Here is a 23009-nt window from a genome sequence, read left to right on the forward strand (position 1 = left end):
CCGGCGCGCGGATGCGTTATTCGTAGCGGATGTCGGCGTTGACGCTGTCGCCGCCCGGCTTGCGATCGGCGCCGTAGCTGACGATGTCGAACGGCTGGCTGTTGCCCGGCGTCGCGAACTCGTAAGGCGTGTTCCACGGGTCGCGCAATTCCGCATCCTTCGCGTACGGACCGAGCCAGCCGCTGGCGCCGCCGGGCTGCGTCACCAGGTCACCCAGCGCATTCGGCAGCGTGCCGGTATCCATTTCGTACTGGTGCACCTTCTCGGCCAGCGTCTGCACCTGAGCCTTGGCGAGGTTCACGCGCGCGCGGTCGCCGCCGCCGAGGATGCGGGTCGCGGCGAACGCGACGATGCCGCCGATCAGTACGACGACGAGGATGATCTCGATCAGGCTGAAACCACCCTGCGCGTTGCGCGGGCTGCCGAGGGGACGCGATCTGCGGATGTGCTGCATCGACACTGCCTCGCTCAAGAGTCTGGTCCGCATTGTATGACGCCGCGCAGCTGAACCTAGCCGATGACGCTGGTCAGGTCGTAGATCGGCACCAGCACCGCGAGGATCACCACCATCACCACCAGCGCGAGCAGCATCGTGATTGCAGGCACCAGTGCGGCGAGCATGCGGTCGAGCGATGTACCGGTCTGCTGGTCGAAGGTGTCCGCGGTCTTGAGCAGCATGGCGTCGAGCGCGCCCGACTCCTCGCCGACCTGGATCATCTGGATCGCCAGCCGCGGAAAGCGCTTGCTGCGGCCCAGCGCGGTCGACAGGCCGACACCGTTCTTGACCTCGGACTCGGCCGCTTCCACGTCCGCCGACAGCGCCAGATTGCCCAGCACCTTGCGGCCGATGCCCAGCGCCGCGATCAGCGGGACGCCGTTGCGCAGCAGGGTCCCGAGCGTGCGCGCGACCCGCGCGGTCTCGATGCGCGCCACCAGCGGCCCGAAGATCCGCCGCTGCAGCAACCATCCATCGAACCGCAACCGGAACCGCGCATCGCGCAGCTTCAGCACGAACGCGTAGAGCGCGATCACCGGCAACGCCAGCATCAGGATCCACCAGTCGCGCACGAACTCGCCCAGGCCGAGGACGATTTTCGTGAACACGGGCAGCTCGGCATCGAGGCTGTCGTACATCGCCGCAAATTGCGGCACGACGTAACCGAGCAGGAACATCAGCGACGCGCCGACCATGACGATCAGGATCGCCGGATAGATCAGCGCGTTGACCACGCGCCCGCGCAACAGGCGCGCGCTTTCGAGGTAATCGGCCAGCCGCTGCAACGTGTCCTCGAGGCTGCCACCGGCCTCGCCGGCGCGCACCATGTTCACGTACAGCCGCGAGAACGTGCCGTGCTGGCGCTCGAGCGCGCTCGACAGCGACACGCCGCCTCGCACCGCATCACGCAGTTCGGTGATCGTGCGCCTGGCTTCGGGTTCCTCGGGAAGATCGAGCAGGATCGTCAGTGCGCGATCCAGCGGCTGGCCGGCATTGAGCAGCGTCGCGAGCTGCTGGGTGAACTGCACCAGCCGCTGTCCGGAAAACGGCTTGGGCTTGAACAGCGCCTTCCAGTCCTCGACCGCCCGTGCCTCGCTCGCCGGCCGCGCCTCGATCGGCAGATGACCCTGCTCCTGCAGGCGCAGCGCGACCTCGGCTTCGCTGCCGGCGTCCATCGTGCCGTCGAGCGTTTCGCCGCGGGTGTTGAGGGCCTTGTAGCGGTAGAGGGTCATGGGATTCGCGTTCTTCGTAGGTGGAACTTTACGTCCATGGATTCCCGCCTACGCGGGAATGACGATGCCGGCTCCTGCCGTCATTCCCGCGAAGGCGGGAATCCGAGGACGTTGGCGGTTGGCACCTGCTCCGTGATGTCAGGCCAGAGATCACGCTATGAGGGGTTCGCCTCGTCGATCAATCGCATCTTCCAGGCTCGATTCCACTTCTTGATCCGCTTCTCGCGACAGATCGCCGACTCCATCGTCTCGTGCTGCTCGAACCAGACCAGATGATGAATGGTGTAACGCGCGCTGAAGCCTCCCACTGCAGACGTCCGATGCTGCCAGACCCGCTGCACCAAGTTCGATGTGACACCGGGATACAGGGTGCCGTTGCGATGGTTTGCGAGCAGATAGACGCAGGGCTGCCTGTCCATATCTGTCGGCCTCTTCCTTGAGGTGGGGAAGAGCGGCCGGCGCGACATGTCCGGGACGCAACTTCCGTGTCGGCGCATTGGCCATCACGCGTCCTCCGTCACCCGCAGCACTTCCTCGATCGTCGTCTCGCCGGCCAGCGCCTTGAGGATGCCGTCCTCGTACATCGTGCGCATGCCGGATTCGCGAGCGAGCTGTTCGAGTTCACCCATGCCCGCGTGACGCATCACCGCGCGGCGCAGCGTGTCGTTCATGACGAGGAACTCGACGATCGTGGTGCGGCCCAGATACCCCGTGGGCGCACTGCCCGATGGGCCCGGGCGATACAGGACGATCTCGCCTTCGGGCTGGAAGCGGCGCAGTTCGAAGCGTTCGATCTCCTCCGGCGATGCGGCATAGCGCACCCGATGCATCGGTTCGAGCTTGCGCACCAGGCGCTGGGCGAGGATGCCGTTGACGGTCGAGGTGAGCAGATAATCTTCGACACCCATGTCGAGCATGCGGGTGATGCCGCCGGCTGCGTTGTTGGTGTGCAGCGTGCTGAGCACGAGATGGCCGGTCAGCGCGGACTGGATCGCGATGCGCGCGGTTTCCAGGTCGCGCATTTCGCCGATCATGATGATGTCCGGATCCTGGCGGACGATCGAGCGCAGCGCATGCGCGAAATCGAGGCCGATCTGCGGCTTGGCCTGGATCTGGTTGATGCCTTCGATCTGGTACTCGACCGGATCCTCGACGGTGATGATCTTGACGTCCGGCGTATTGAGCTGCGACAGCGCGGTGTAGAGCGTGGTCGTCTTGCCCGAACCGGTCGGCCCCGTCACCAGCAGGATGCCGTGCGGCTGGTCGAGCACCTTGTTGAACTGCGGCAGGAATTCGTCGGTGAAGCCGAGCCGGTAGAAATCGAACACCACCGTCTCGCGGTCGAGCAGACGCATCACCACACTCTCGCCGTGCGCGGTCGGCATCGTCGACACGCGCAGGTCGAGCTCCTTGCCCTGCACGCGCAGCATGATGCGGCCGTCCTGCGGAAGGCGGCGTTCGGCGATGTTGAGCCGCGCCATGATCTTGATGCGGCTGATCACCGCGGCGGTCAGGTTCACCGGTGGGCTCTCGCCATCGATCAGCACGCCGTCGACGCGATAGCGCACTTTCAACCGGCTTTCGAACGGTTCGATGTGGATGTCGGACGCGCGCAGTTCGACCGCACGCTGGATCACCAGATTCACCAGCCGGATCACCGGCGCCTCGGACGCGAGATCGCGCAGATGCTCGACGTCGTCCACATCACCGCCGCCCTCGCCGTCGGCCGATTCGATGATCGTCCCCATCGCGCTGCGGCCCTGGCCGTACCAGCGTTCAATCAGATCATCGATCTCCGAGCGCAGACCGACGGCAGGCGCGATGTCGCAGCCTGTCGCCAGCCGCACAGCATCGAGCGCGTAAGCATCAAACGGATCGGACATCCACACGTGCAGGCGACCGCGACTTTCGCCGATCGGCAGCACATGGAACTGGCGCAGGAAACGCACCGAGAGCGGCTGGGCGCCATCAACGAGTTCCGGCGGCTCTTCAGGCACCGACTTGGCAGGCAGCAATTGCAGGCCCAGTTCTGCGGCGCAGGCTTCGGCGTGGTCGCGCTCCGACACCAAGCCCAGACGCCCCAGCAACGTAAGCAGGCTGCCGCCCGCCTCGGCGTGCAGGCGCTGCGCGCGCGCCAGATCCACATCCTTGAGCCGGCCACTGGCGCGCAGGCGCGCGACGATGCGCGCCTCGGGCGCGTCGGGGGTCGCTGTGGAATCCTCGAGCACCGCATTCACTGCACGGCCATCCCATCGATTTCGGATCGGCCGACTTTAGCAGTTCGACGGCGCCGGGCGCCGCGACAGATCAGCCCTGCGGCAGCTCTTCCGTCGCCGGCGCCGCGCGCTGCTCAAGGTCGGTCGGTGGCGGGTCCTCGCGGCGCATCTCGTCTGCGCTGGGTCTGCGGTCGCGCGTGCTGGGCGCCGGCACGTAGAAGCCGACGCGTTCGAAGAAGCGCCGGTAGAAGCCAGCGTCCTGCACGGTGCTGCTGGCGGTGCGGACCAGCGAATCCTCGCGGCTGCCGACCGGCAGCGACAGCGAGCCGATCCCGCCGACACCGACGCTGGCCGAATTGGAACTCTTGCGCATCACGTAGCGATCGAGCAGTGCGCTGACGAACAGCAGCGAGCGCTCGTTGCCACGCGACACGCAGGAGACGCGCACCGACAGCTGCGTATGCACGTCGTCCTCCGGCTGGAAGTTCTTGGTGGCCTCCACCGCGTCGTCGCTGGACTTGCCTACCGCATAGCCCTGGCCCAGCAGCGCGAGACGCGCGGCGCTGCAGATCTGCGCCGGCGGCAGCTCATAGGTGCGCGAATAGGTCTCGTCGGAATCGAAGGATTCCCCCATGAACGGCACGTCCTCGCGCGCGTTGCGCCCGCACGCGGCCAATACCAGAATAGCGACGGCTATAGCGGACACACGCGGCAGGGATCGGAGCAATCGCATCGGAACAGGTCGGAAGACGGGACCGCGGCATGATACCGGCGCGGCGACACGCACATCCCGTTGCGTCCTGCGCGTTCATCGTGCAGACGGACGGAATGGGCAGTCAGTGCGTCGCCGCCGGCGGCTCGGGCGGCGCGTTGCGTGTGCGCCGCTCGGCCTCGAGCCAGTCGAGGTGTTCGACCAGCGTGCGGCCCTCGGACTGGGCCTCGGCGCTCGCAGCGGCATCGAGCGCCTTCGACACCGACAGCTTCGTGGCGATGCCATGCGCATGGCGGGACGCTGCGGTGTGCCGCAGCATCGCCAGCACCATCGCCGCGCTCGGCGTGGTGGCGACAGGCTCGCCCCTGAGCAGCAATGTCCACTCGCCCTCGTGATAGGTCGCGCCTGCGAGCACGCGCTCATCAGGCCCCTTGAGCTGCGCGTGTACCTGCGGGGCACCGGCGACGCCGTCACTGCGACGCGGCGCGTTGCGACGTTTTGCGTCGCGGCGGGACTTGGATGAGATGGACATCGGACTGCGATCGTACGTGAGCCTGGCGCGACAGTATCCCAGATCGTCGCGGACCCGCTGACCGCTCCGTCACGTGCGCACTGCTGGAATGCAAGGCCGAGACCTCGAAGGATCCGCATGGTCCAGGTGCCGCGCTCCACCCGCGTGCTGCCCGCGCTGCGCCGTCGCGAACCGGCTGACAGGGTCTGTTTGCGCTGCGACGCAGGTGATGGTGGGACCACCGTGATGCGGTTCCCGCGGACACACCGCCGCACCCGACCTGCCGGTGACGAGGGCACGGCATGACCAGGACGACCGAATCGGCGCAGGAATCCCCGCGGCCACCAGGCCCGGAGGTCTCCACGGCCTATACCGCACGCATCGGCGCCATCGATCTCGCACGCGGATTTGCGGTCTGCCTGATGATCCTCAGTCACGGCACCAATGGCCTGATGCCGTTCGACGATTTTCCCGCGTGGGGCCAGGTGCCGGTCCACGCGATCACCAAGTTTTCCTCGTCACTGTTCGTGATCGTGTTCGGCATCGCGCTCGCCGTCGCCTTCGTGCCCAAGACCAGCGCGCCCGACTGGCCGCAGCGGCGCAACCGTCTGCTGTGGCGCGGCCTCGTGGTGCTGTTCTGGTACAAGGCTCTGACCGTCGTGGAGATGTACGGCCGCCACGACACCGCCGCGATCGTCGACACGCTGCTGTACCGGGATTTCCCGTCGTTCGTCGAAATCCTCGGCTTCTATGCGATCGCCCTGCTGTGGATCCCGTGGCTGTTGCCGCTGTGGGCGAGGACGCCGGCCTGGCTGCGCTGGATCAGTCCGGTTCCGGTCGCGTTCGCATCGTGGTGGCTGCTGCACCACTTCGATTTCTGGGGCGTGCCGCAGTTGCAGGCGCTGATCGTCGAGCATCCCGACTACTACACCTGGGGCCAGCTCGCCCGGGGTCCTCTGATCCTCGTCGGCCTGTTGATCGGCGGCGTGCTGCTGCAGGCCTACCGTCAGCCGAGGACGCGCTGGGCACTGGCAGGCGTGCTGGCGCTGGTGTCGGCGGCGCTGTTCGCCTGGTTCGTGATCCGCGCCGGCGACCTGCGTCCGCTGCTGGTCGAGATCGCCCGCAATACAGGCAAGCATCCGCCGCAGTTGATGTTCATGCTCTTCAGTACGGCCGGCGCGTTCGCGCTGCTCGCGCTCACGGTCGCAGGCGGCGAATGGCTCGCGAAGTGGCTGCGCCCGATCGCGGTCATCGGCAGCGATGCGCTGATTGCCTTCATCGTGCACATCAGCGTGATCTTCCTGCTGCTGCGCGAAGCGATGGGGCTCTACCAGTCGGTGACCTACGAACGCGCGCTGTTGCTGACCGTCTTGCTGCTGGTTGCGACTGCGACCTGGATCTGGCTGTGGGGCACGATGAAGCGCGCATTGAAGCGCGCGCCCGACCCGGAAGTTCAGCGCAAGTGAAGCGGCGCGTCACCAGGCTTCCGTATCCATGCTGAGACATCCGCGCCACGTGCTCGTTGCCGCCTCGCTCGCGCTCTTCTGGACGGGCGGCGCGGCGCTTGCGCAACCGATCACGGCGATTGCAACCGCGCCGATGCCGGTCGAACCCGTCAGCGGAAAGACGGGGACCGCAATGCCGCCGCCTGGGGCCACGCCCCCGTGGGCGATGGAACTGGACCGGCGCGTGCGCGCGGTGGACGCGCGTTTCGCCGGTGAACTGGGCATGCACGTGCAACGACTCGGTGACGACGGCACATACGATTTCCGCGGTGACGAGATCTGGTACCTCGCATCCGGCGTCAAGGTGCCGATCGCGATTGCGGTGCTGCGCGAGATCGAGCAGGGCTGGCTGACGCTCGACACGCAGATCACGCTGCTGGACAGCGACTTCGTCGACGGCGCCGGACGCACCAACGCATACCGCGCGGGCGATCGGCTGACCATTGACTGGCTCATCGGGCAGATGATCATCCACAGCGACAACACCGCGAGCGATGTGCTGATCCGCACCGTCGGCCTGGGCCAGGTCAACGCGGTCGCCTCTGAACTGATCGCACGCGACGTGCGCATCACCACGCTGGCCGATGTGCGACGTCTCGCCTACGGCATGTTCCACCCCGGCGCCGCGCGCCTGACGTCAGAGGACATGCTGGCCCTGCAGCGCTCGGGAAGCGGCCAGGCACGCGTGCGCGCACTCGCGCAGCGGCTCGGCGTAACGACCGCTGACTTTCTGCTGCCTGATCTCGACAGCGCCTTCGAGTCCTACTACGCCACCCATATCAACAGCGCGACGCTGCGCGACTACGGCCGCATGCTGGCGGCGTTGCAGGCGGGTCGCGTGTTGGAACCGGACGGCACGCGGTATCTGCTCGACGTGATGGCGCGCGTGCAGACCGGCAAGCAGCGTCTCCGCGCGGGTCTGCCGCCGGATGCGCGCTTCGCACACAAAACCGGTACCCAGTACCGGCGTACCTGCGATTCCGGCATCGCCAGTCTGCCGACGCGCGAAGGCAACGCGCCGATCCATGTGGTGATCGCCACCTGCACCCGCGGCAGCAGCACCGCCGCGAGCGAGCGCGCACTGCGCGAGCTTGGCGCCGCGATCACCGCATCCGGCGTATTGGAATCCATTCCTTCGCACCCACCTGCCCGATGACCCCACGACTGCACGCCCGCCGCCTGCAACGATTCGTTCCCGTCCTGTTGGCTGCCGCCTTGCTGGCGGCCTGCCGCAGTGGCGACACGCCGCCACCGACCGCGGATCCTGCCGCGCAGACCGCTGTCGATGCCGCGCTCGATACCGATGCCGCCTGGGTCGCGGCCCTGAATACACGCGTCGCAGCGCTCGACGACGCAATGCCGGGCCGCTTCGGCGTCTATGTGCGGCATTACGGCGCAGAGCCCGGCACGCTGGACCGCGGCGACAATCGCGCGTGGTATCTGTCGTCCACGATCAAGATCCCGGTCGCGATCGCGGTGCTCGAGCAGGTCGACGCCGGAACGCTGTCACTCGACGACACGCTGACGCTCGCGCAGACCGATTTCGTCGACGGCTCCGGCGACATGCTCGACCACAAGGCAGGCGAGACGTTCAGCATCGCCACACTGCTGGAGAAGTCGCTGCGCGACAGCGACAGCACCGCGACCGACATGTTGATCCGCAAAGTCGGCGAAGACCCCCTCAATGCGCGCATCCGCGAGTGGACCGGTGGCGGCTTCGGCCCGGTCACGACGATCCTGCAGGTGCGCTACGACGCCTACGATCCGGTGCATCCGGGCGTGGCACAGCTTGACAACATGGCGATCGTGCGCCTGCGCAATGCCGAGGCCGGCGAGCCGCGTCTGCAGGCATTGGCGCAAGAACTCGGTGTGCCGCGCGCGGATCTCGATGCCGATTCGCTCGAATCCGTGTTCGACACCTATTACCGCGGCGATCGCAACACCGCGACCCTGCCCGCCTTCGCCACCCTGCTCGACCGCCTGGCTGCCGGTGAACTGCTGTCCGCCGACAGCACCCGCCGCATGCTCGAGCACATGCGCGCCATCAGCACCGGCGACCGCCGCATCAGCGCCGGCCTGCCACCGGGTACCGATTTCGCGCAGAAGACCGGCACCCAGCTGCGGCGCGCCTGCAATGTCGGCGTGATCGATCCCGGACGCGCCCGCGATGGCGCAACGCTGGTGCTCGCATGCGCGGAGGATTTCGAGGACATCGCGCAGGCCGAAACCGCATTCCAGGGCCTGGGCCGTGCGCTGGGCGAAACGGTGCTGGATGCAGAGGGCGGATAGGTGGTCGTCGTGCAGCGCACGCAGATGTGGCCCAAGTGCGATAGCACCCCATCAAACATTTCTATCGAACGCCATGTGCGACGAAAACGCGGCGAATCGCCAATAAAAAAACCGGCGGATGCATGCATCCGCCGGCCAGACAACTCGGTCCGCACCCGCCCCGCGCGAACGCGGGACGGGTCTTGAATCAGACCGGCGGCAGGGTGAAACGCGCCTGCAGCGTGACGTTCGAGTACGCGCGAACGCCGACCAGCTTGATGTAGTACGTACCCGCGGTCGGAGCATTGATGCGGATCGTTTCCGAGTTACCCGGACGCGTCGAGTTCCAGGTACCGGTGGCAGCCGGCGCCTCGTCGAGGCTGACATGCAGCGAGACATCGCCGCTGCCGCCGCTGGTGGTGATGCTCAGCGGACCGCTGACACCCGCCGGCACCTCGATGCTGTACAGCGTCTCGCCACCCGCCGGGCCCGACAGTGCGCGCACCGGCGTGGCATTGGCGAGCGGCGTGGCCGGCGGTGCGCACTCTTCGACGGTCGGATCGCAAGGCTCTTCCAAGGCCTTGTCCAGTGCCGCCTTGGCATCGAGGATGCCGCTGCCCATCGGGGTCGCCGTCGGGATGGTGACCGGGAACGGACGCGCGGTCTCCACCAGCAGGTTCCGCATCTCGGTCGGCGTCAGCGTGTCACGTCCGGCATCGACCAGCGCGCTCTGCACCATCGCCGCCACTGCGGCGACATGCGGCGACGCCATCGACGTGCCGGCCTTGCCGCCGTAGCTGTAGGTGCCGGCGTGCGCCGTCGTGCTGGCGGACACGGCCTGCAGGATGAAGCCGTCCCAGCCGTCGTTGCCGGTGTCCTCGTTGCCACCGCCGCCCGGCGCGGACAGGTCGATCCGGGGACCGAAGTTCGAGTACGAGGCGCGACCACCCGTGATCCGCGTCGCGCCTACCGCCACCACGTTGGTGCAGCTCGCTGGGCTGAAGCTGGCGACGTTCGCATTGCTGTTGCCAGCCGCGGCCACCACCACACTGCCGTTCGCAGTCGCGGTGTTGACGGCCTGCTGGGTGATCGAGGGACAGGCCTGCCCGCTGCCCAGGCTGAGATTGATGACCTCGGCGGGATTGGTGTTGTCCGGCACACCCGGCACGCTGCCACCCGATGCCCAGACGATGGCATCCGCGACGTCCGAGGTGTAGCCGCCGCAGCGACCGAGGGCGCGGATCGGCAGCACCTTCGATTCATACGCCAGGCCGGCAGCGCCGAGCGCGTTGTTGGTGACCTGCGCGACCGTGCCGGCGACGTGGGTGCCGTGCCAGGAGCTGTTGCTCACACGGCATTCGGCCGCATCGTCATTCCAGTCACCGTAGTCGAACGCGCCGGGGACGCGTTCGTCGGTCGGACGACGGGACAAGAATGCATCGGTGATGAAGTCATAACCTTCCAGCGTGCTGCCGATCATGTCGGGATGCTCGGGCAGGATGCCGGTGTCGATCACCGCCACCACGACACCGGCGCCGCGATTGATGTCCCATGCCGCGGGCGCGCGCACGCCACCGGCCGGATTGAAGAAATTCCACTGGTAGACCGAGTAGAGCGGATCGTTGGGCGTCAGCAGCGGATACACGCGGCGATCGAGCTCGGCGAACTCGACCGAAGGATCGGCCGCGATTTCGTCGAGCAGCCTGGACATTTCAGTCTTGTCGAGCCGGCGGGACAGCGTGAAGACGTCGGCGCCCAAAGCGGATCGACGCAGATGCTTGGCACTGGTCTGCACGCTGCCACGCGCTGCAGCCGAACGGACCACGCCGGCGCGGCTCACGGCCGAGCCCATGGCCGAGACGCGACGCTGCAGATCACGCTCCTCCGCTGTGCCGGCGCGATACTTCACGATCACCCGAGCACCGCCGTCGATATCGGCAGGCGCGTGCAGTACAGGGGCCTGGGTCGCAGGACCGGACGCCGCCGCGGCGCCTGTCGCGAGCGCAATCGCGCTGGCAATGGCAAGGGTGATGGGATGCTTGATCAAACGCATGGAACTCTCCTCGATTCGATGATGAGCGGTGCTGCTCGTGACACTTGGAATTGCCGGTCCCACAGCCTCGAAGCCGGGACCGATGTCGTATCGCCGCAGCCTGCCGCCAATCCTGGCGGCAGGCTGCAGATGCCCTTACCAGCCGAAACCGGCACCCACACCCACGGACTTCTCGTCACCGCTGAACGCGCCGCCGACCGTCACCGTCGCGCGTTCACTGATCGCGCGCTGATAACCCACCGACAACGCGCTCTCGCCGCCCTGGAAGCCGATACCGACGCCGACGCGGTTCTCGGTGCGGATGCCCGCCGCGCTGGTGGCCATGTTGAGCATGGCCGCGCCCATCGCACCCTGACGATCGATACGGCGATCCGTGTCGTAAAAGCGGCGATCGACATCGCCCTTGAACTGTTCGAACGTGTCGTCGAACGCCGCGAAGCGCTGATCCGTGTACGAGTTCGCACTACTGACAGCCTGGGTCGCAGTGGTATCGGCATAGGCGCGTGCATCAGCCGATGCAGCTTCCACCTGCGCCATCGTCGCGCCGCCGGCCACCGGTGCGTCAGTCGGCATCGCGGTGGTCGATGCGGTCGCACTGGTTGTCGCGTCCGCGACACGTTCACGACCGGCACTCATTGCCGTCGGTGTGCCCTGCACGCCGCTGGTCTCGGCGTCTTCAGGCGCGGCCGCCTGCGCGTTTGCCCGCACAGTCGCCTGCGTGCGGGCCTCGTCATCCACTGCTTGGACGGCGGCGATCTCGGAGCCCGCCGCTGTTGCGGTCGCACGTTGCTCGCCCGTGGCCGCCGTGTCGTCGGTTGTGGCAGTTGTGGCAGTCGTGGCAGCGGTAGCTACTCTTGCCTGCGACTTGCTGGCACTCGCCGAATTCACTGCCGAGTCCAGATCGCCCACCTGCTGCTTCAGCCCGCTGATCTCTGCGTCCAGTGCGCCGAACGCATCGCCGACGGAATAATAGTTGCCGCCTTGGATGGCAAACGTCGGCGCAGAGATGGTGCCAAACGCGGTGACTGCCGCACCGCCACCCAACGCATCGGCAGTCGACTGCAACCCGCCGAAGACCTGACCGCCAGTCACCGCATCGCTGCTGCCTGCACTGATCGAACCACTGGCGAGGTTGGTCAGGCGCGTGCCGTCGTCACCTTCGAAGGTCAGCGTCGAGCGCGTTTCATCGTCGTATGTGATCGCGGTAGCGGCAATGTCTTCGACATCGCCCAGCCGATCTTCGACGCCGTCCACGCGCACGTTCGTGTCGAAGAGCTGACCACCATTGACCGCATCGGTGCTGCTCTCCGCCAGTTCACCTGCCGCGACATTGGTGATCTGACGTTCGCCGCCGACACTGCCCACCGACACCGAATTCTCACGATCCGCTTCCGATCCCTGGCCGAGCGCCACACTGCCATCAGCCGACGCGGTCGAATCGGAGCCAAGGGCCAGTGAGTTCTCGCCGGAAGCGGTCGAGAAGTTACCGACCGCGGTGCTGTTGAATCCGCTGGCCCATGCCGCGCCGCCGACTGCCGTCGAGTAATCGCCCGATGCCTCCGTCGGGAACAGGCTGAAGAGTCCGGCGCCACCACCAACCGAAACGCTGTTGATCCCCGAGGCGACCGAGTAGGAACCGATTGCGGTGGAGTCGACGCCACTCGCCGCCGATGCATAACCCATTGCGGTCGATGCATCGCCAGCTGCGGTGGACACCGCACCGAACGCCGAAGACACCTCGCCCGACGCCGTGGCGCCGACACCGAATGCCGAGCCCGCGAAGCCGGACGCGTCCGCGCTCGCGCCGACGGCCGTGCCGGCCACACCTGCGCTGGTGGCCGCGGTCTCGACCGGCACGCCGCCCAACGTCAGCAGCGGATCACCGTTTTCGTCCACGGCATTGCCGCCGATCGCGATGCTGCCCGCGCCATCGGCCTGCGCGAGTGCACCCAGGGCGACACTGTTCTGGCCGAACGCGGTCGCGTTGTAGCCCACCGCGGTCGAAAGGTCGGCTTGCGCTGCCGCGCCGCTGCCCACCGCTGTCGCGCCGGTGCCGTAAGCATCGCTCGAGGCGCCCAGCGCAGTGGCGTAGTCACCGTCGGCATAGGCGTCCGAGCCCGAGGCCGTCGCATCTTCGCCGTTGACGAACGCCTCGCTTTCGCCGGTCGCGCGGAAATACCTGGTGCCCGCAGTGGCCTCCGCGAGCTGCCCGACATTGACTGCATCGGTGTCTTCGGTACCGGCAGCGACGTTGGTGATCTGACGTTCGCTGTCGACGGCGCCGACGGATACGGTGTTGTCGCGGTCAGCGACCGAGCCCTGACCCAGAGCGACACTGCCTGCCGCTGTCGCTTCGGAATCGGACCCAAGGGCCAGGCTGTCATCACCACTCGCCACGGCGACATTGCCCATCGCCGTGCTGTTGAAGCCGCTCGCCATCGACGAGCCACCAATCGCGGTGGCGTAGTCGTTGTTGGCAACCGCACCGAATCCGAAGGCCGCGGCCTCTTCGCCTGTGGCAACGCTCTCTGCGCCCACCGCCGTCGCACCTTCGCCCGAGGCATCGGCGAAGAAACCGACTGCCGTTGCTTCGGTACCCGACGCGCCCGCCAGCGCACCAGTAGCCACGCTGCCATCGCCGCTGGCGATCGATGCCGCGCCGGTCGCCGTTGCGTACAGACCATCTGCAGCGCTCTCCGCGCCCACTGCGACGGCGTATTCGCCGCCCGCCGTCGCCGCTGCACCGGCAGCCAATGCGTTCTCGCCCGTCGCCGCGGCATTGAAGCCGATCGCGGTCGCGTTGGTGGCCAGTGCGAATGCGCCGCTGCCGAAGGCCGAAGCTCCGTCGTCCAGTGCCAGCGCGGCCGAACCCACGGCCGTGCTGTAGTCGCCATCCGCGGATGCGTCGGAGCCCGCCGCGACAGATTCCTCACCAGTGACCGCGGCTTCGCCTTCGCCCGTCGCCTTGAAATAGCGGCCGGTTTCTTCGGCGACATCGCCGATCGCGTTGAGCTGCGCCATGTTCACCGCGTCGGTGTCGTTGATGCCCGCCGCGAGATTGGTGATCCGGCGCGTGGCCGGGTAGCCACCTGCGCCTGTGCCGTTGCCGATGGAAACGACATCCGCTTCCGTCGCCCGCGAACCGGCGCCGATCGCCACACTGTTGACACCATTGGCCCAGGCACTGAGGCCGAGCGCGGTCGCGTTCTGCGCGTAGGCATAGGAATCACGGCCCACTGCCGTCGTACCGACCGCGGTCGCCCACGCGAACTGGCCCACCGACGTCGCGTTGTCCGCAGTCGCCCAAGCCGAGCCGCCAAGTGCAGTGCTGTTGAGGCCGGTGGCACGCGATGTGCTGCCGGCAGCGAGGCTTGTGTTGCCGCTGGCATCGGCCGTGTTGCCCAGCGCGGTGGCGTTCGTGCCGCTCGCTGTTGCGCTGATGCCGACCGCCGTCGTGCGCGTGTTGCTCGCCGCGGCGCCATAGCCTAACGCGGTCGAGAATTCGCCGGTCGCTTCGCTGAAACCACCGTTGGCGGTGGAGGCGAGACCCGACGCATCACTGCTGTAACCGGTCGCCGTGGATTGCAGCCCGGACGCGGACGCAGCGGCGCCGGTCGCGGTCGCGAACGATTCCGTGGCCTGCGCACCGGCGCCGAGCGCGGTCGCGCCGTCACCGTCGGCGGTGGTCAGTTGCTCGAGCAGCACTTCGCCCGTGTCGGGATCGGTGTAGGAGAGCAAGCCGCCCACGGCCGTCGCTGACGTTCCGTTCGCCGATGCGCCATAGCCGGATGCGGACGCGTAGTCACCCACCGCCGAAGCGCTGGAGCCGAACACCGATGCACCGGTGCCGTATGCGGTGGCTGCCTCACCGGCTGCCGTGGCGTACTCGCCTTCCACGTAAGCCGCAACACCGTCCACGCCTTCCGCGCCGGTCGCGACGAAATACTTGGTGTTCTGCGTGGCTTCGTCCAGCTGCGCCAGGTTCACCGCATCCGTCGCTTCGGTGCCGGCGGCGACATTGGTGATCTGGCGTTCACTGCCTTCCGATCCGACGGATACCGTGTTGTCACGGTCCGCTTCCGAACCCTGGCCAAGTGCCACGCTGCCTGCGCCGATCGCAGTGGAATCGGAGCCGAGCGCGAGGGAATCATCACCCGCAGCCGTGGAGAAGTTGCCCACTGCCGTGCTGTTGAATCCGCTGGCCCAGGCGGCACCACCCACTGCGGTCGAGTAGTCGCCCGACGCCTCGGTCGGGAAGAGATTGAACAGCCCGGCGCCACCACCGACCGCGACGCTGTTGATACCGCTGGCGACCGAGTACGAGCCGATCGCCGTCGAATCGGCCGTGGTGGCCGCTGCGGCATACCCCATCGCTGTGGATGCATCACCGGCTGCGGTCGCGACCGCACCGAACGCCGCGGAAACTTCTCCGGCTGCCGTGGCGCCCACACCGTACGCCGAGCTCGCAAACCCGGATGCGTTGGCACTCGCGCCGACTGCCGTGCCAGCAACGCCGGCGCTGGTGGCCGCCGTTTCGATCGGCGCGCCATCCGCACCGACCAGAAGTGCATCCCCGTTCTCGTCGATTGCCGTCCCGCCGACCGCGACACTCGCCGCGCCTTCAGCCTGCGCACCTGCGCCGAATGCCGCGCTGTTCTGGCCGCTTGCCGTGGCGTTGAAACCGACCGCGGTCGCGTTGTCGGCGAGTGCAAATGCACCACTGCCGAACGCCGATGCACCGTCTCCGAGCGCGGTCGCGGCAGAGCCGGCCGCGGTGGCATATTCACCGTCGACCACGGCGCCCTGATCGTCGTCCTCGCCGCCGGAAGCCGCGAAATACCTGTTGTACTGCGTGGCGTCATCGAGTTGATCGACGTTCACCGCGTCAGTGCCTTCGGTGCCAGCCGCGACGTTGGTGATCTGCCGCTCCGCGCCTGCCGCGCCGACTGAGACGGTGTCCGCGCGGTCTGCTTCCGAATTCGCACCCAGGGCCACGCTGTTCGTTGCCGAAGCGCCGGCAAGGAAACCAATCGCCGTCGAGTCTTCAGCAGATGCGGCGCTGCCGCTGCCGATCGCACTGGCCCCGTCCGCGGTGGCATATGCGAGCGTGCCGACCGATGTTGTCTGGATGCCGGTCGCTTCTGCCAGCGTGCCCACCGCGGTTGCACCGATATCCGTCGCCAGGGCGCCGTTACCGAGCGCAGTGGACGCGACGCCACTGGCTTCGGTGGTCTGCAGGATGAGGCCCGGGAAGCCGATCAGCAGATCGCCGTAATCCGCAATGCCGCCAACCGCAAGGCCATAGTCGCCGCTCGCTACGCTGCCGTAGCCCACTGCGGTCGCGAAACCGCCCGTTGCTTCGGAGAACGCGCCGAGTGCGCTGGAACCATCGCTCGCCGCGGTGCTGCTGTAGCCAAGCGCCGTCGATTGCGCACCCTGAGCAGTCGCGGCTGCACCGGTCGCCGTGCTGAACGCCGCCGTCGCCTGCGCGCCTGCACCGAGTGCCGATGCGCCGTCGCCGACCGCTGTCGTGGTCTGGTCGAGCAGCACCTCACCGGTGTCGGGATCCTCGTAGTACAGCCAGCCGCCCACGGCCGTGCTCGAATCGCCTTCCGCCACCGCGTTGAAACCTGACGCTGTCGCGTACTGGCCCCATGCGCTGCTGCCGCTACCGAATGCGGACGCACCGACACCGGTCGCGTTCGTGCCGGACCCGATTGCGGTCGCATAGTCGGCACCTGCCGTGGCGTTGGCGCCTGCCGCGGTGCCGTCCACACCATCCGCGTAGGCCTCGCCGTCGCCCGTCGCCGTGAAGCGCGCGGTGGCCTCATCCAGCTGACCGAGATTCACCGCGTCGGTCTCTTCGGTCCCTGCCGCCACGTTGGTGATCTGGCGCTCGTTGCCTTCAGCACCGACCGATACCGTGTCCGCGCGATCGGCAGTGCTGCCCGAACCGAGCGCGACCGAATTGGTGGCGCCGGTTTCGACCGATGCGCCAGCACCGATCGCGATGCCGCTTTCGGCATCGACGTAGGAATTGGTGCCCATTGCGATGGCATGGATATCGTCGGCGAATGCCTGGTGGCCAACGGCCACGGCGTAGTCGTCGTAGGCGAACGCGCCCTTGCCGATGGCGACCGCACTCTCACCCGGCGACCAGCTGCCGTAGCCGATCGAGACCGATCGACGCCCCGATGCATATGCATCCAGACCCAGCGCGGTGGATTCCACGCCGGTTGCCCAGGCGAAGCTGCCGTAGGCGGTGGCGCCGTCGGCCGTCGCCCACGCGTACGTGCCGGTCGCGGTGCTCTGTTCACCATTCGCACGGCTGTTGTCGCCCAGCGCCACCGCGTAATCCGCCTGTGCGTGGGCCTTGTTGCCGGCGGCGAGCGAGGATTCGCCCTCGGCACGCGCGCCATAACCGAGCGCCGCCGACCGCACGCCGGTCGCCTGCGCGCCTGCGCCAACGGCGGTCGAGTAATCCGCAGCCGTGGCACCGACCCGCACGGGATTGCCGTCCTCGTCTTCGATCGGCCAGCCGAATTCGTCGAGCGCCTCGCCCTGTCCGCCGACCGCAGTGCTGGCGATCCCGCCGGCATCGGCGCCTGCGCCGACCGCCGTCGCGTTCTCCTGGATTGCGCTTGCATTGAAGCCCAGGGCCGTGGACTGGTCCGCGCCCGCATAGGCACCGCTGCCGACTGCAGACGCCCCGGTGCCGTACGCGCTGCTCGTGGAGCCGACCGCAGTCGTGAAATCACCGCCCGTCGCGGCGCCCGCGCCTGCGGCGACTGAGGCTTCGCCCTCGACCAGCGCGTCGTCTTCGCCGGTTGCCTGGAAGTGGCGCGTGGACTCGGCCACTGCGTCATCGACCTGGCCAACGGTGGCCGCGTCGCTGTCTGCGACGCCGTCCGCCACATTGACCAGGCGCCGCGTCGCCGGCGCGCCGGCGGCGCCGGTGCCGATGCCGTCACCGAACGAAACCGTGTCGGCTTCCGTGGCGACCGAGCCGTGGCCGATGGCGACCGCATCGGTCGCGCCTGCGCGAACGGTGGCAGTCCTGCCGACCGCAGTGCCGCCGTCGGCGAGCGCCTGCGCGGTGAAGCCGACCGCAGTGGACTGCGCGCGGGAGGCCTGCGCGTTCGAGCCCAATGCCGTCGCACCGGTTGCGGCGGCATTGGCGCCTGCCCCCATCGCCGAGGCATTCGCTGCGCTCGCGCGGGCATTGGCGCCATTCGCCGTTGCGCTGTTCGCCGTTGCGCGGGCATTCGCGCCCTGTGCGGTCGAGTTCGGACCGGTCGCCTGCGCGGAATAGCCCAGCGCAGTCGACTGCGGACCACTGGCCACCGACGAAGCGCCGAACGCTGTGGCGTTCGTGCCCGATGCGTTTGCACTTCCGATAATCGCGCACTGCGTCACGACCAGACGTCCGCCGGCGACCACAGCGCAGCTTCCAGAGCCGCCCGTCCCCACAGATTGCGCCGAAAGAGGGAGTGCGATGCCCGAAAGCGCAACCAGGACTGCAGCAGACAGCACGGCGCGGCCACCTGCCCCAGTGACGCGGTGACCGGCGCCTCCGGCCGAATCTCCCGAGGCGAGTTCGGAAGCCACCACGAGTTGCTTGAGCGCGCGGCTCCACACCTTTCGATAGATTCGGTTCATCTGGTCCTCTGCAAGTCGTTGATTTGAAAGATTTTTGGCAAACAAAAACCCACGGCCGTGAGCGACCGTGGGTTCGGTGTCTAGTGCAGGCGCAGTGCGAGGCGCGTGGTGTCGCGCAGCCTCAGCCCGGTCGATGTCGTGATTGCATACAAGTTGAACGGTCCCCCAACGCCAGCTCTTGGTCGATACTTGCGCCTCAAAAACTGCCCGTCAAGGGCAGAACATGACAATTCCGGACAATCAATTACTTAAACCCGAAATTAATGACGCTTCATGTCATAAGTGTGACGTGCGTCAAAATTTTGACGCGCATACGAAAACGCCCGACCTCGAAAGGTCAGGCGTGTTCAGAATCATGACGCGCGAATTCTTACTGGAATGCGCGATCAGGTGACCTTTGACCGGCTGTCAGCCGAGCTGTCGCCTCGCGTTCCGGAACATCCGTAGCCACGGGCTGTCTTCGGGCCAGTCGGCCGGTGCCCAGCTGAGGTTGACGGTGCGTGGCGTGCGCTCCGGGTGCGGCATCAGGATCGTTGCCCGGCCATCGGTCGAGGCAAGTCCAGCGATCGCATCCTGGGACCCGTTCGGATTGGCCGGGTAACAGGTGGCAGGGCCGTCAACGTCCACGTAACGCAGGGCCACCGTCGCGGCAATCCGGTCGGCATCGTCGTCGAACTGCACGCGACCTTCGCCGTGGGCGATCGCCACCGGAATCCGCGAACCGGCCATTCCGGTGAAGAACAGCGACGGTGACGCCTCGACTTCGAGCAGCCCGAAGCGCGCCTCGAACTGCTCGCTGCGGTTGCGCAGCAGGCGTGGCCAGTGCTGCGCGCCGGGGATGATCGGCTTGAGCTGCGACAGCATCTGGCAGCCGTTGCAGACGCCCAGCGAGAACGTGTCGCCGCGGGCGAAGAAGCGTTCGAACGCGGACCGCAGCTCGACGGTCTCGAGGATCGAGGTCGCCCAACCGCGACCCGCACCGAGCACGTCGCCGTAGCTGAAACCACCGCAGGCCACGAGGCCCTGCATCGTCGCCAGGTCGACGCGTCCGGCGATCAGATCGCTCATGTGCACGTCGACGGCGGTGAAGCCCGCACGGTCGAAGGCGGACGCCATCTCGATCTGGCCGTTGACGCCCTGCTCGCGCAGCACGGCGACCCTGGGGCGTGCGCCGGTCGAGATGTACGGCGCGGCGATGTCCTCGGCAGGATCGAACGTCAGCACCGGGCGCATCGCGGGCGTGTCGAAGCGGCGGGCAGAGGCGCGCTCTTCTTCAGCGCATTCCGGGTTGTCGCGCAATGCCTGCATGGCATGCGTCACCGACCACCAGGCGTCGAACAGCGCCTCCCACTTCCACTCGGCAAGCACATCCTCACCGTCGAGCACGCGGACCGCATTCGCCGTCGTCGGGCGTGCGATGCGCTGCGCGCATTCGATCAGGCCATGGCGCGCAACGAGATCGGCGAACTCCGCGCGGTCTTCAGCGGCGATCTGCACCACCGCGCCCAGCTCTTCGGAGAACAGCGTGCGCAGTGCGTCGCTGTTGCGATCGTCGCCCCAGCCTTCGAGATCGATGTCGAGGCCGACATGCGCGGTGAACGCCATCTCACACAGCGAAGTGAACGCGCCGCCATCGGAGCGGTCGTGATACGCCAGCAGCAGACCAGCTTCACGTGCTTCGCAGATCAGCTCGAAAAACGCTTTCAGGCGTTCGGGTTCGTCGACATCCGGCACCGCGCCGCCGAAGCCCTCGAAACACTGCGACAGCACCGAACCACCGAGGCGCTGCTTGCCGGCGCCCAGGCCGATCAGCCACAGCTCGGTATCGGCTTCGCGGCTGAGAAGGGGCGTCAGCTGCGTGCGCACGTCGGGCACCGGCGCGAACGCAGTGACCACCAGCGAGACCGGCGAGACCACCTTGTGCGCGGCGCCATCGGCCTGCCACTGCGCCTGCATCGACAGCGAATCCTTGCCGACCGGAATCGACAGATCGATCTCGGGACACAGCTCCATCGCGACGGCGTGCACCGCGTCGAACAGGCGCGCATCCTCGCCGGCGTGGCCGGCCGCGGCCATCCAGTTCGCCGACAGCTTGACCCGGTGCAGGGTCTCGACCGGGGCGGCGCACAGGTTGGTGATCGCCTCGCCCACGGCCATGCGCGCAGCAGCGGCGGAATCGATCAGCGCCAGCGGGCTGCGCTCTCCGATCGCCATCGCCTCGCCGGTGAAGCCTTCGAAACCCGACAGCGTGATCGCACAATCGGCGACCGGCAGCTGCCACGGGCCGACCATCTGGTCGCGCGCGGTCAGGCCGCCGACGCTACGGTCGCCGATCGTGATCAGGAACGACTTCGACGCGACGGTCGGATGCGCGAGCACGCGCAGGCCGGCTTCGTGCAGATCGATGGCGCGGCTGTTGAGTGCCGGCCAGCGATGCGGCGTGGTGCGCGCGGTGTCGCGGTGCATCTTCGGCGGCTTGCCGAACAGTACGTCCATCGGCAGATCGATTGCCCAGTCGCCGCCTGCGGCGACCGCTTCAGGTGTTGCACCGTAGCCCACGGTCAGATGTTCTTCTGCCGTCGCCACACCGACGATCGCGACCGGGCAGCGCTCGCGCGCGCAGATCGCTTCGAATTCCTGGACACGGTCCTGCGGAATGCCGAGAACATAGCGCTCCTGCGACTCGTTGCACCACAGCTGCATCGGCGACAGCGACGGATCGTCGCTGGGCACGCGGTCGAGATCGATGACGCCGCCGACGTTCGAGTCATGCAGCAACTCGGGAATCGCGTTCGACAGGCCGCCCGCGCCGACGTCGTGGAACCACAGGATCGGATTCTGATCACCGAGTGCCACGCAGCGGTCGATGACCTCCTGCACGCGACGCTCCATCTCCGGGTTGTCGCGCTGCACCGAGGCGAAGTCGAGATCCTCGGCGCTTTCGCCCGAGGCCACCGAACTCGCCGCGCCGCCGCCCAGGCCGATCAGCATCGCCGGACCGCCGAGCACCACCACCGCATCGCCGGGCGACAGCGTTTTCTTCTCGACCATCGCGCGGTCGATCGCGCCGAGGCCGCCGGCCAGCATGATCGGCTTGTCGTAGCCGCGGACCAGGCCGTCGTCGCCTTCGGGCAGTTCGAAACTGCGGAAATATCCCAGCAGGTTCGGACGGCCGAACTCGTTGTTGAACGCGGCGCCGCCGAGCGGGCCGTCGAGCATGATTTCGAGCGCCGGCGCCATGCGCGGATTCAGCGCGCGCGATGTTTCCCACGGCTGGGGCAGCGTCGGAATGCGCAGATGCGAGACCGAGAAACCGGTCAGGCCGGCCTTGGGCTTGCCGCCGCGGCCGGTCGCGCCTTCGTCGCGGATTTCGCCACCGGCACCGGTGGCCGCGCCCGCGAACGGCGAAATCGCGGTCGGATGGTTGTGGGTCTCGACCTTGATGCAGAACGCGCTGTCGATCAGCGGTTCGCTGCGGTATTCGAACGACACCGGATCGGGGCGGAACCGCTGCGAGGGATACCCCTCGACGACCGCGGCGTTGTCGCTGTAGGCCGACAGCGTGTGCTCGGGCGTGGTCGCGTGCGTGTGGCGGATCATGCCGAACAGCGATTGCGCGCGACCGTTGCGCTGCATGTCCTCGCCGTCGATGGTCCACGACGCATTGAAGATCTTGTGCCGGCAGTGCTCGGAGTTCGCCTGCGCGAACATCATCAGCTCGACATCGGCCGGATCGCGGCCGAGTGCGCCGAAGCGCTCGCGCAGGTAGGCGATCTCGTCGTCGGCCAGTGCCAGGCCGAGGCGGCGGTTGGCGGCGTCGAGATCGTCGAGTGCGATGCGCTCGAGCGCGCCGCGCGCCGGCGCCGCGAACAGCGCGTCGGCGGCGTCCACGTCGTCGAGCAGCGACTGCGTCATCGGGTCGTGCAGCAGCTTCGAGACCGCGGCCTGCGTGGCTGCATCGTCCGGCCAGCCGGTCAGATCCAGGCGCAGGCCACGTTCGACGCGGTGCACCGGCAGGCCGGCGCCGCGCAGCAGTTCGGTCGACTTGCTGGCCCACGGCGAGATCGTGCCCAGCCGCGGCGAGACGACGCGCGAGACCGCGCCGTCGGCGCGCGCCGGTGCGGGGCCGGCCTCCACCTCGAGGATGCGTCGCAGCGTCGCGTCGTCGGGCGACTGCCCGGGCTCGGCTTCGACGAAGTAGACATGCCAGGCACCGGCGACGGAAAGCGCGGGCGACACCGACTGCAGACGTGCTTCAAGCCGTTCGCGGCGGAACGGCGACAGGGCCTGTTGGCCCTCGAGGACGATCATGTCCGGGGAAACCGTATTTCAGGGCCGGCCATTGTAGCCAATGGCC

General features: G+C 67.6%; 12 protein-coding genes and 1 pseudogene. 3 read left to right on the plus strand and 10 right to left on the minus strand.

Features of this window, described 5'->3' with window-relative positions:
- Nucleotides 1-16: 16 nt before the first annotated feature.
- From gspG to AC3IRM_RS13880, 6 genes are all read right to left on the minus strand, one after another.
- Nucleotides 17-487: a type II secretion system major pseudopilin GspG gene (gene gspG, locus AC3IRM_RS13855; RefSeq protein ID WP_489203659.1), complete on the minus strand. Its 471-nt coding sequence runs from the start codon at nucleotides 485-487 to the stop codon at nucleotides 17-19.
- A 23-nt stretch (nucleotides 488-510) separates the two neighbouring features.
- A complete protein-coding gene (gene xpsF / locus AC3IRM_RS13860; protein ID WP_489203660.1) occupies nucleotides 511-1728 on the minus strand; it encodes a type II secretion system protein XpsF in 1218 nt (405 codons plus the stop codon).
- A 155-nt stretch (nucleotides 1729-1883) separates the two neighbouring features.
- The gene (locus AC3IRM_RS13865) at nucleotides 1884-2147 is read right to left on the minus strand and encodes a GIY-YIG nuclease family protein (protein ID WP_489203661.1); all 264 of its coding nucleotides are present in this window, start codon (nucleotides 2145-2147) and stop codon (nucleotides 1884-1886) included.
- An 84-nt stretch (nucleotides 2148-2231) separates the two neighbouring features.
- Nucleotides 2232-3965, minus strand: a complete 1734-nt coding sequence (gene gspE, locus AC3IRM_RS13870) for a type II secretion system ATPase GspE (protein ID WP_489203662.1) — start codon at nucleotides 3963-3965, stop codon at nucleotides 2232-2234.
- A 70-nt stretch (nucleotides 3966-4035) separates the two neighbouring features.
- On the minus strand, nucleotides 4036-4671 hold the full coding sequence (locus AC3IRM_RS13875; protein WP_489203663.1) for a DUF2242 domain-containing protein: 636 nt from the start codon (nucleotides 4669-4671) through the stop codon (nucleotides 4036-4038).
- A 109-nt stretch (nucleotides 4672-4780) separates the two neighbouring features.
- The gene (locus AC3IRM_RS13880; RefSeq protein ID WP_489203664.1) at nucleotides 4781-5188 is read right to left on the minus strand and encodes a hypothetical protein; all 408 of its coding nucleotides are present in this window, start codon (nucleotides 5186-5188) and stop codon (nucleotides 4781-4783) included.
- 281 nt (nucleotides 5189-5469) lie between these two features.
- On the opposite strand from AC3IRM_RS13880, the gene AC3IRM_RS13885 reads away from it, so the two are divergent.
- From AC3IRM_RS13885 to AC3IRM_RS13895, 3 genes are read left to right on the plus strand one after another with little or no spacing between them, the layout of a single operon-like run.
- Nucleotides 5470-6633, plus strand: coding sequence for an acyltransferase family protein (locus tag AC3IRM_RS13885; protein WP_489203665.1), 1164 nt, complete (start codon nucleotides 5470-5472; stop codon nucleotides 6631-6633).
- Between the two features lie 28 nt (nucleotides 6634-6661).
- Nucleotides 6662-7828 (plus strand): serine hydrolase, encoded by a 1167-nt coding sequence (locus tag AC3IRM_RS13890; RefSeq protein WP_489203666.1) that lies wholly within the window; start codon nucleotides 6662-6664, stop codon nucleotides 7826-7828.
- On the plus strand, nucleotides 7825-8961 hold the full coding sequence (locus AC3IRM_RS13895; RefSeq protein WP_489203667.1) for a serine hydrolase: 1137 nt from the start codon (nucleotides 7825-7827) through the stop codon (nucleotides 8959-8961). The genes AC3IRM_RS13890 and AC3IRM_RS13895 overlap by 4 nt, the downstream gene beginning before the upstream one ends.
- 187 nt (nucleotides 8962-9148) lie before the next feature.
- On the opposite strand, the gene AC3IRM_RS13900 is transcribed toward AC3IRM_RS13895, so the two are convergent.
- The 4 genes and pseudogenes from AC3IRM_RS13900 to purL all read right to left on the minus strand — a co-directional run bounded on the left by AC3IRM_RS13900 (nucleotide 9149) and on the right by purL (nucleotide 22963).
- Nucleotides 9149-10993 carry a S8 family peptidase gene (locus AC3IRM_RS13900; RefSeq protein ID WP_489203668.1) on the minus strand — a complete coding sequence of 615 codons (1845 nt, stop codon included), beginning with the start codon at nucleotides 10991-10993 and terminating at the stop codon, nucleotides 9149-9151.
- 135 nt (nucleotides 10994-11128) lie between these two features.
- Nucleotides 11129-18526 (minus strand): beta strand repeat-containing protein, encoded by a 7398-nt coding sequence (locus AC3IRM_RS13905; RefSeq protein ID WP_489205930.1) that lies wholly within the window; start codon nucleotides 18524-18526, stop codon nucleotides 11129-11131.
- A gap of 42 nt (nucleotides 18527-18568) precedes the next feature.
- Nucleotides 18569-18652, minus strand: a pseudogene (locus tag AC3IRM_RS13910) (ESPR-type extended signal peptide-containing protein); the annotation flags it as partial.
- A gap of 408 nt (nucleotides 18653-19060) precedes the next feature.
- On the minus strand, nucleotides 19061-22963 hold the full coding sequence (gene purL / locus AC3IRM_RS13915; RefSeq protein ID WP_489203669.1) for a phosphoribosylformylglycinamidine synthase: 3903 nt from the start codon (nucleotides 22961-22963) through the stop codon (nucleotides 19061-19063).
- Between the last annotated feature and the right edge of the window lie 46 nt (nucleotides 22964-23009).

The sequence above is a fragment of the Luteimonas sp. KH_071 genome (genome assembly GCF_057838005.1).

What these genes read in the sequence shown, in the direction of transcription:
- AC3IRM_RS13900 (WP_489203668.1), bottom strand. Translation starts at nt 10,993, where the DNA reads ATGCGTTTGATCAAGCATCCCATCACCCTTGCCATTGCCAGCGCGATT.
- AC3IRM_RS13890 (WP_489203666.1), top strand. Translation starts at nt 6,662, where the DNA reads ATGCTGAGACATCCGCGCCACGTGCTCGTTGCCGCCTCGCTCGCGCTC.
- purL (WP_489203669.1), bottom strand. Translation starts at nt 22,963, where the DNA reads ATGATCGTCCTCGAGGGCCAACAGGCCCTGTCGCCGTTCCGCCGCGAA.
- AC3IRM_RS13865 (WP_489203661.1), bottom strand. Translation starts at nt 2,147, where the DNA reads ATGGACAGGCAGCCCTGCGTCTATCTGCTCGCAAACCATCGCAACGGC.
- xpsF (WP_489203660.1), bottom strand. Translation starts at nt 1,728, where the DNA reads ATGACCCTCTACCGCTACAAGGCCCTCAACACCCGCGGCGAAACGCTC.
- AC3IRM_RS13880 (WP_489203664.1), bottom strand. Translation starts at nt 5,188, where the DNA reads ATGTCCATCTCATCCAAGTCCCGCCGCGACGCAAAACGTCGCAACGCG.
- AC3IRM_RS13885 (WP_489203665.1), top strand. Translation starts at nt 5,470, where the DNA reads ATGACCAGGACGACCGAATCGGCGCAGGAATCCCCGCGGCCACCAGGC.
- AC3IRM_RS13895 (WP_489203667.1), top strand. Translation starts at nt 7,825, where the DNA reads ATGACCCCACGACTGCACGCCCGCCGCCTGCAACGATTCGTTCCCGTC.
- gspG (WP_489203659.1), bottom strand. Translation starts at nt 487, where the DNA reads ATGCGGACCAGACTCTTGAGCGAGGCAGTGTCGATGCAGCACATCCGC.